Genomic DNA, 3,223 nt, shown 5'->3' on the forward strand with positions numbered 1-3,223 from the left:
CTCTCAAGAAGAGGGATCTCAAGAAGGTAGCGGAGGTTATTGAGAGGGACGTTGGGGCAACCTACAGACTGCTCAGGTTCGTTAAGTCCCTATACAGGGAGAGGGCACAGGATATAAACTCCGTTGAAGATGCCATATCCCTCCTGAGCCTGAACAATGTTGCTAACTTCACCCTCGCCTTAGCTATAACGGAGCTGTTTGCAGCCCACGAAGAGGAGGAGCTTATAAAGAGGTCCCTCCTTAGGGCGAGCCTCTCTGAGGAGCTCGCAAAGCTCTACGCACCTGGGCTTGAGGAGAAGGCTTACATAACGGGGCTCTTCTCCCTTACCGATGAGCTGATGGGAGAGCACCCTCAGGAGATAGCAAAGGAGCTGGAGCTTGATGAAGACATAGTGGAAGCTTACGAAAGCAGGTACAACGAGCTCGGTCTCATCCTCTCGCTAGTTGAGCTCCTGGAAGAGGACATGGAGAACGATGAGATAATCGCAAAGATAGCCAGCATAATAAAGGCTCCAAAGGAGAAGGTTAAGAAGGCTGTCCAGAACGCTAAGAAGATAACCCAGCAGATGACAGAAAAAAACAGCTCCAAGAAGAGGAGGAAGAGGAGAACTACTCGGTAGCGTAGCTATGTAACCCCGGGAAGTAGAGGTTTATAGCAAAGAAGCATATCAGGACGGTCACAAATCCGAAAACCACCATCCAGGCAACCCTCTTTCCTCTCCAGCCCATAAGCTGGCGGGCGTGAAGGTAGGCGCCGAAGAAAAGCCAGACTATCAGGGACCAGACCTCTTTGGGGTCCCAGCTCCAGTACCCTCCCCATGCCTCGTTCGCCCACGCTGCACCGAGTATGATTGAGGCTGTCCATACCGGAAAAACTATGGCGATAGACTTGTAGGTTATCTCATCCAGGAGGTCCCTTGAGGGAAGAACCTTCGCCAGCCTGCTTTCGGAGAAGTGCTCCTTAAGCAGGTAAGCCACCGCACCACCAAAGGCGACCGTAAAGCCCGCATATCCTATGAAGGCTGCTACCACGTGTATGTAAAGCCAGTAGCTCCTGAGAGCGGGCATGAGCGGGGTTATCTCATGGGAAGCCTTGAATATGGCGTAGGCGGATGTAAAGAATATGAGGGGTGCTACAAAGGCTCCTATGAGCTTGAAGCCGTACTTTCTCTCTATTACCAGGTATATTGAACCCGCAACGAAGCTCCAGAAGGTAAGAGCCTCAAAGAGGTTGCTCCAGGGAGGGTGAAATAACCCCATCTGGTAGCTCTCTATTGCCCTTCTGAGCATGCCCGTCAGATTCAGAAGGAGCCCCAGAAAGAGGACACCTGTGGCAACACCTCCGAGGAATCTCTCCCTGAAGAGGGCATAGGCTATGTACATTAGGGAGGCAAGCCCGTAAACGAGCATTGCGGACTTATACCAGAAGGTATTTTCATAGGGAAGAAGGGATAGAAAGCCCGCCGTGAGAACTCCTCCAAAGAGGAAGAGCAGATCTATAGGAAAGCTGAGCTTCTTTCTTTCTACCGCTATCTCTTTCATGGTCTAAATAATTTACTCCTTTTCCTCAGGCTTGACATCAAGTTTTATATCAACGGAAACGTCCTTGTGAAGCCTGATGGTTATCGTATAAAGACCAACCTGCTTTATAGTGTGGGGGAAGACTACGTTCTTCCTGTCTATCTCTATGCCCTGTTCCTTTAGAGCGTTCACAACATCTGAGGCTGTCACGGAACCGAAGAGCTTTCCCGCTTCACCCACCGGCTTCTTAACTACCGCGACGACATCTTTTAGCTTCTTTGCAAGTTCTTCAGCCTTCTTCTTCTCCCTCTCAAGCTTCCTGCTCTTTTGCTTGAGAATTTCTTGGACGTGCCTGAGGTTCCCTTCCGTTGCTGGCAGGGCGTAACCCCTCGGTATTAAATAGTTGTTGGCAAATCCCCTTTTGACCTCAACAACGTCTCCGAAGAAGCCCAGACCTTCAAGGTCTCTCGTCAGGACAACCTTCATCTTCTCTCCTCCTTTAATCAGATTACTACGTAGGGCAGGAGTGCCAGCTGGCGCGCCCTCTTTATCTGAAGGGCTAATCTCTTCTGATGCTTGCTGCAGAGGTTTGTTTGCCTCCTTGACTTTATCCTCGCCCTTTCGGTCATAAACTGCCTGAGCTCTTCGTAGTTCTTGTAGTCAGGCTCCTTCTTGTTCTCACAAAAGTAACAGACCTTCTTCCTGGTAGGTCTCTTGATAGCCATCCTTCACGCCTCCTGAATAAGTTTTTCAATATATTCCAAGGAATCAACAGGGTACCATTTACCTATCCTAAGGTCTTTGAGTATTTTTGACCCTTCCTCATCCTCTGGCATCTTTTTAAGGACATCAAGGATTAGGTTCCTGTACTGGAGGTATTCTGGTGCCAGCATAAGTATATGGGAACTCAGCCTCTCATCGCTTTCGTAAATCAACCTTACTCCAGTCCTTGATATATCGGACAACTGTTCCCAGAAGTCTTTATATAAGAAGCCGTAAGGGAGTTCCCCCTTAGCCACACTGCTCAAAACCGCCTGCCATGATTCTCTGTACTCAGGGATAATCTCTATACCTCTGCCTTTGAGCACCTTCATACCAAGGTAACTGGCAAACTGGTTCTTAACCAGTCCTACCTTCTTGCCCATCATCGCAGGCAGAGACGGTTCCTCCTCTTTGTTGGCTATAATTACGACCTCATCGTAGTTGTCGTTGCCTGCAACAGGAATGAAGTCCCTTTCCTTCTTTATTTTCAGGGCATCTAAGGGATTGGAATAAGTCATATCCACCGATGGGAAGCTTTTGTAATAGCACTCAAACTCAAAGCACTGCTCCATAGTTATATCAAGACCTGTGTGTCGGGAGAGGTAGGTTATGAAGTAGAGCCAGCTTGCCTTATTCTTCGTAGAGTCGTGGGGACATACAGCGACTTTAATGTGCATTTACGCTTCCTCTCTCAAAAAGGTATCTCATCGTCCTCATCAAAGGGGCTCTTCTGGTCAAGGTCCTTGAGCTCCTCCTCTATCTTCTCCATGCCGGGAGGCACTATGTCCTCCTCCTCAACCTCTTCTATCTTGGGCTTCCTTATTATCCTCACAGCCTCAGCTACTATCCTGACCTTGCTGTAGTTCTTCCCGTCTGAACCTGTCCATCTGTCCTGGGTGAGCCTCCCCTCAAGGACGACGGTGTAACCCTTTGAGAGCCT

The 3,223-nt window shown here is 49.1% G+C and carries 6 protein-coding genes; 1 reads left to right on the forward strand and 5 read right to left on the reverse strand.

All coding sequences use genetic code 11. The features are described 5' to 3' along the window. A partial coding sequence (locus tag AC1HCM_RS07935; protein ID WP_479461231.1) for an HDOD domain-containing protein occupies window positions 1-620 on the forward strand: 620 nt, incomplete at its 5' end. Here AC1HCM_RS07935 and ccsB read toward each other — a convergent pair. From ccsB to AC1HCM_RS07960, 5 genes are all read right to left on the reverse strand, one after another. Beyond that, complete coding sequence (ccsB, locus tag AC1HCM_RS07940) at window positions 610-1,542, reverse strand: c-type cytochrome biogenesis protein CcsB (RefSeq protein ID WP_479461232.1); 933 nt, start codon at window positions 1,540-1,542, stop codon at window positions 610-612. The two genes, AC1HCM_RS07935 and ccsB, sit on opposite strands and share 11 nt — an antisense overlap. A gap of 12 nt (window positions 1,543-1,554) precedes the next feature. Continuing rightward, on the reverse strand, window positions 1,555-2,007 hold the full coding sequence (gene rplI / locus AC1HCM_RS07945; protein WP_479461233.1) for a 50S ribosomal protein L9: 453 nt from the start codon (window positions 2,005-2,007) through the stop codon (window positions 1,555-1,557). Between the two features lie 17 nt (window positions 2,008-2,024). Then, window positions 2,025-2,246 (reverse strand): 30S ribosomal protein S18, encoded by a 222-nt coding sequence (gene rpsR, locus AC1HCM_RS07950; RefSeq protein WP_479461234.1) that lies wholly within the window; start codon window positions 2,244-2,246, stop codon window positions 2,025-2,027. 3 nt (window positions 2,247-2,249) lie between these two features. Continuing rightward, the gene (locus AC1HCM_RS07955) at window positions 2,250-2,960 is read right to left on the reverse strand and encodes a phosphate/phosphite/phosphonate ABC transporter substrate-binding protein (protein ID WP_479461235.1); all 711 of its coding nucleotides are present in this window, start codon (window positions 2,958-2,960) and stop codon (window positions 2,250-2,252) included. A gap of 14 nt (window positions 2,961-2,974) precedes the next feature. Continuing rightward, the coding region (locus tag AC1HCM_RS07960; RefSeq protein WP_479461236.1) for a single stranded DNA-binding domain-containing protein at window positions 2,975-3,223 on the reverse strand (249 nt) is incomplete at its 5' end.

The sequence above is a fragment of the Hydrogenivirga sp. genome (assembly GCF_056450045.1).